This window comes from Neoroseomonas soli, assembly GCF_018129065.1.
In the GTDB taxonomy this organism is placed as follows: Bacteria; Pseudomonadota; Alphaproteobacteria; order Acetobacterales; family Acetobacteraceae; genus Neoroseomonas; species Neoroseomonas soli.
Map to the genome: position 1 here is coordinate 1 of NZ_JAAEDM010000156.1, position 4,743 is coordinate 4,743.

Sequence of the window (4,743 nt, forward strand, 5' to 3'; positions counted from 1 at the left end):
GGCGGCGGCGCCGGCGCCGAGCCCCCCGCCCCGCCGCGGCCGCTGCTGCGCATAGCCGCCCAGCCGCGCTTCATCGCCGCCGCCACCTCCGGCATGATGGCCTATGGGGCGATGGCCTTCCTGATGAGCGCCTCACCGCTCGCCATCGTCGCATGCGGCCTGCCGCACACCGAGGCGCACTGGGTCATCTTCATGCACGTCATGGGGATGTTCGTGCCGGCCTTCTTCACCGGCAACCTGATCACCCGCTTCGGCACCACGCCGGTGATGTTCGCCGGCGTGGCGCTGCTGGTGTTTGGCGTCGCCGCGGGCCTGCTCGGCATGTCGGAATGGAACTTCCGCATCGCGCTGACGCTGAATGGCGTCGGCTGGAACTTCCTCTTCGTCGGCGCGACCACGCTGGTCACCACCTGCTACCGCCCGAACGAGCGCGGCAAGGTGCAGGCCTTCAACGACTTCCTGGTCTTTGGCACGACGGCGACGGCGTCCTTCATGGCCGGCTTCATGCAGGACCGGCTGGGCTGGTACCCGCTGAACTGGTTCGCGATCGCGCTGATGGCCATCGCCTTCGCGGCGGTGACCTGGCTGGCCTTCCAGCGCCGACCGGTGAACGCGACGGCCTGAAGGCCCGGCCCCCCCCCGGCCGGGGCGTGCGCGGGGTGACGAACCCCGCGCTTCCGCCCCCGGCTCCCGGCCCGTAGCATGGCGGGCCGGGACCCGCGTCGCGCCACCCAGGAGGGGACAAGCTGCATCGCATTCCGTTCGGCCGGCTGGTGCTGCCCGGCAGCCTTGCCGTGTTGGCGCTGCTGCCCTACCTCGCGCTGCCGGAGGCGGGCTGGGCCGGCATCCTGCGCATGCTCGCGGGGACCGCCTTCTGGTTCTGCGCCGCCTGGCTCGTGGCCCGGCTGGCGGGCCTGCTGCTCGCCCAGCATCCCAAGCTGCTGAGCGACCTGGTCGCGACCGCGCTCTTCCTCGCCGCCGGCGTGCTGGTGGCGCAGGTCGTCTTCGAACTGCCGGGGACGGGGCTGATCGCCACCTCCTCCGTGCTGATCGCCGTGCTCGGCTTCGCGCTGCGCAACACGCTGGGGGACATATTCTCCGGCATCGCCCTCGGCATGGAATCGCCCTACGCGATCGGCGACTGGATCGAGGCGACGGAGGGCTGCGCCGGGCGCGTCACCGAGATCTCCTGGCGCGCGACCAAGCTGGTGACGCGGGACGGGGTGGCGCTCGTGGTGCCGAACAGCCTGATCGCCGGCCATCGCATCGCCGTCTATGGCGCCGGCGCCATGGGCCGCTTTCGCTGCGCGATCCAGGTGCCGCTCGACGCCGCCGTGCCGGCGGAACGCGCGCGCCGCATCCTGCTCGCGGCCGCGCTGGAGGCCGGGCGCGACGTGCCCGGCTTCGCGCCGGACGTGGTGCTGGCCGACATGTCGCAGGGCTTCGCGATGTACGCGGTGCGCTTCCACGTGCCCGACTACGGAGAGGAGACGCATTGGCGGGACACGGTGGCCGGCGCCGTGCAGCGCGCGCTGCGCCACACCGGCCTTTCGCTGGCGCAGCCGGCGCGCGACGTGCGCCTGCGCCGGCCCGGGGGGGCGCCGCCGGATGCGCGCATGGTGCTGCTCGACGCGATCGAGATCTTCCGCCCCTTCAGCGCCGAGGAACGCACGGCCATCGCCGCCGCGCTGCAGGCGCGCACCCTCCCGCCCGGCGCCGCCCTGGTGCGGCAGGGCGAGGCGGGCGACTCGCTCTTCCTCCTGGCCGAGGGGGCGCTCGACATCCGCATCGCGCCGCCGGGCCGCGCGGAATTCCTCGCCGAGCGGCTGACCCAGGGCGCCGTCCTCGGGGAGATGTCGCTGCTCACCGGCCAGCCGCGCAGCGCGACGGTGCTGGCCGCGACCGAGGCGGTGGTGCTCGAGCTCCGCAAGGAGGACCTCGACCCCATCCTGCGCGCGCGTCCTGCGCTGCTGGAGGGGCTGACGGCGATCATGGCCGAGCGCCAGGCGCGCAACATGGCGCGGCCCGCCACGCCCGACGCGCCCACCCCGGCGGCGCCGACGCGGGAGGACATCCTCGCGAGGCTCAAGTCCTTCTTCAAGATCAGGTAGCGCGGGCCGGTGTCCAGCCCGTGAGCGCGCTGTATCGGCAGCGGACGGCACAGATGGGGAGGCCACCGAAGGAATGGCCAGGGGCCAGGGAACTAGGTCGGCCGGAACCCAGGTCCGGGGCGCCAGGGCGGTTCCCGTTCACGTCCGTTCGCGACAACCGGTCCCAACCGTCGTCCCCGCGGGGAACGTCACCCGGTCGGGCGGTTCGACCCGATCGTGGCCTGCTCTACCGGCACTCCAGCACGCGGATGTCGTAGACCGGGTGCTCGAGCATGTTCACGCCCGGCGCATTGGCGAACATCCAGCCACGGAAGGCAGGCGGGCTGCCCTGCGGGGCGCGGCTGTCGGTGATTTCCATCCAGGCGGCCGCATCGGGCACCTCGTCCTGCGGTCGGCCGTTGCAGGCGCGCAGGTTGATGGTCAGCGAGCCGAAGGTCGCGGCCTCACCCACGCGCGCATCGAGGATGGTGATGCGCGCCGTCACCTTGTCGAGCGCCTGCAGCCGCGCGCTGCGCATCGGCACCCATTCCTGCGCGGCGGCGGGCAGGGGCGCGAGCAGCAGGGCAAGCAGCAGCGCGCGCCTCACAGCCGGCGCTTCGGGCTGACCAGCCCGTCCACCAGTTCGGCGAGGATGCGGCGCATCGCCGCCTCGTCCACGCCCATCAGCACCGCGTCATCGAACGCGTCCTGCAGCGCCTGGCGCGCCTCCTCGTGGTTCTCGGCGAGCACCTTCAGCTTTTCGCGGCAGGAAATCGGCGAGCCGTCCGTCCCGGGCCAGGTGGCCGGCGTCCCGGTCATCGCGGCGCGGCCTGCGGCTGCGGCGCCGGGGCCGGCTGCTGCTGCTCGCCGCCGCGCTGCTGGTTCATCTCGGTCACGGAGAAGATGAAGCGGCCGAGCAGGTTCTCGAGGCTGACCGCGCTCTGGGTGATGGTGATCTCCTGGCCGTCGCGCAGGATGCGGTCGGCGCCGCCCGGCACAAGGGCGACGTACTTGCCGCCGAGCAGCCCCTCGCTCTGGATCTCGGCCGAGGTATCGGTGGGCAGGCGCAGGCCGGCATCCACGCGCAGCGTCAGCACGGCGAGGAAGCTCTCGGCGTCGATCCTCTGCGCGACCACCTGGCCGACCTTCACGCCGGCCAGCCGCACGTCCGCGCCCGCGGGCAGGCCGTCGATGCGGTCGAAGCGCGCGGTCAGGGCGATGCCGCTGCTGGTCAGCGAGCGACCGCTGCCCGTCACGGCATAGGCAAGGAAGAACACCGCCACCGCGAGGACGACGGCGCCGGTCAGGAGTTCGGCGAGGCTACGCTTCTGCATGCGTTCAGGATGTCGGGGCTCAGCGCCCCGGCGTCCAGGCCTCGTAATCGCCGGTGGTGGCAGGGCGGCGGCCGCCCGCGGCATCGTGGCCCGGCGGGCGCCAGGCTTCCGGCGTGCCGGTCATGTTCGGCCGGTGCTCCTTCTGCCAGGCGCGGCGAGGCGCATCCTCGGGCAGCGGGGCCTGGGTGGTGTGATGGATCCAGCCCCACCATTCCGGCGGAACGGAGGAGGCCTCGCTGACGCCGGCGTAGATCACGCGGCGCATCGGGCGACCGTAGAAGTCGCGGCGGGACCGCGCCTCCCAATAGGTATTGCCGAAGCGATCGCGGCCGATGCGGCGGCTGGTCAGGCGAATGAACAGGGGGTCGAGGAACGACATCGGTGCGTCCTTAGGGGGCAGCCCGGAAAGCCTTCGTGTGCCACAGCGCGCGCAAAGGCGCAAAGGAGCGTCTGTCCACAGGATATTGGGGGTCGTGGCACGAATGGCCACAAGATGCGGCTTCCGCCCGCCGGCGAGTCCCGCTAGCGTTTCCCCCATGGCAGGCATCCTCGGCACTCTCTGGGATGGTGTGGCGCTCCGGCGGGAGCGGATCGGCGCCGATCCCGATTCCCCCGCGCGCCCCGTGGCGCTCCCCGCCGCATGGGAGGAAGGCGCCGCCGCCGCCCTCGCCGCGCTGGCGCCGGGCAATGGTCCGGTCGTGCTGCCCATTCTGGCGGAGAACTGGATCCGTCGCGTGACCATGCGCGGCCGCCGCCTCGGCCTGCTGGACAGCCCGGAGGAGGCGGACGGGCTCGCCGCCGGGCTGCGCGCCCTGCTGCTGTCCCGCCGCGGTGCCCCGGGCGCCGAGGTCTGGCGCGACCGCGGCAGGGAGGAAGCGCGCTTCGTGCTCAACCTGCCGGCCTTCCTCGATGCCGAGGGTGGCTTCGACGCGCCGGGCTATGTCGCGGCGGCGGCGCTCGGTGTGCGGGTGCTCGACATCCTCGGCCAGGGGCGGAGTCCCAGGCTGCGCCTCGGCTTCGCCGACCTCGCCGGGCTGCTCGCCGCCTTCCGCCTGCCCTATGGCGGCGAGGAAGCGCAGGCGGTCGCCGCTGCGATCGCCGCCCTGACGCGCGGCGCGGCGGAGGCCGAATCCGGCCGGCTCGCCGACCGCCAAGGCGCGCTGCACCCCGTCGCGCTGATCTGGCCGGAACCACCGGCCGAGACAGCCGTGCCCGGCCTTGCCGCCGCGGCGCGGGCGGCACTCGACGCTGCGGCGGCCTCTCCGGGGCTGCGGCATGCGGGTTGCGTCGCTCTCGCCCCCGCCGATGCGGTCGAGGCG

The 4,743-nt window shown here is 73.4% G+C and carries 6 protein-coding genes and 1 pseudogene; 3 read left to right on the forward strand and 4 right to left on the reverse strand.

Features of this window, described 5'->3' with window-relative positions; genetic code table 11:
- Both GXW76_RS24900 and GXW76_RS24905 read left to right on the forward strand, forming a co-directional pair.
- On the forward strand, nt 1–624 hold a 624-nt coding region (locus GXW76_RS24900), incomplete at its 5' end, for an MFS transporter (RefSeq protein WP_211864835.1).
- Nucleotides 625–773: 149 nt separating this feature from the next.
- Nucleotides 774–2,111, forward strand: a complete 1,338-nt coding sequence (locus GXW76_RS24905) for a mechanosensitive ion channel family protein (RefSeq protein ID WP_211864836.1) — start codon at nt 774–776, stop codon at nt 2,109–2,111.
- A gap of 226 nt (nt 2,112–2,337) precedes the next feature.
- Here the strand turns inward: GXW76_RS24905 and GXW76_RS24910 are convergent, their stop codons facing one another.
- The 4 genes from GXW76_RS24910 to GXW76_RS24925 are packed head-to-tail and all read right to left on the reverse strand — an operon-like array spanning nt 2,338 to nt 3,803.
- Entirely contained in the window at nt 2,338–2,697 is a 360-nt protein-coding gene (locus GXW76_RS24910) for a DUF2155 domain-containing protein (protein ID WP_338151040.1), read from the reverse strand.
- Nucleotides 2,694–2,909, reverse strand: a complete 216-nt coding sequence (locus GXW76_RS24915; protein WP_211864837.1) for a hypothetical protein — start codon at nt 2,907–2,909, stop codon at nt 2,694–2,696. The genes GXW76_RS24910 and GXW76_RS24915 overlap by 4 nt, the downstream gene beginning before the upstream one ends.
- Nucleotides 2,906–3,424 carry an outer membrane lipid asymmetry maintenance protein MlaD gene (mlaD, locus tag GXW76_RS24920; RefSeq protein WP_211864838.1) on the reverse strand — a complete coding sequence of 173 codons (519 nt, stop codon included), beginning with the start codon at nt 3,422–3,424 and terminating at the stop codon, nt 2,906–2,908. Before mlaD ends, GXW76_RS24915 begins: the two co-directional genes overlap by 4 nt.
- A gap of 19 nt (nt 3,425–3,443) precedes the next feature.
- Nucleotides 3,444–3,803: an NADH-ubiquinone oxidoreductase subunit NDUFA12 family protein gene (locus tag GXW76_RS24925; RefSeq protein WP_211864839.1), complete on the reverse strand. Its 360-nt coding sequence runs from the start codon at nt 3,801–3,803 to the stop codon at nt 3,444–3,446.
- A 157-nt stretch (nt 3,804–3,960) separates the two neighbouring features.
- Between GXW76_RS24925 and GXW76_RS24930 the strand changes: the two are divergent.
- Nucleotides 3,961–4,743: pseudogene (locus GXW76_RS24930) on the forward strand (hypothetical protein); the annotation flags it as partial.

Coding starts and splice junctions, on each gene's coding strand:
- GXW76_RS24925 (WP_211864839.1), bottom strand. CDS start 3,803: ATGTCGTTCCTCGACCCCCTGTTCATTCGCCTGACCAGCCGCCGCATC.
- GXW76_RS24915 (WP_211864837.1), bottom strand. CDS start 2,909: ATGACCGGGACGCCGGCCACCTGGCCCGGGACGGACGGCTCGCCGATT.
- mlaD (WP_211864838.1), bottom strand. CDS start 3,424: ATGCAGAAGCGTAGCCTCGCCGAACTCCTGACCGGCGCCGTCGTCCTC.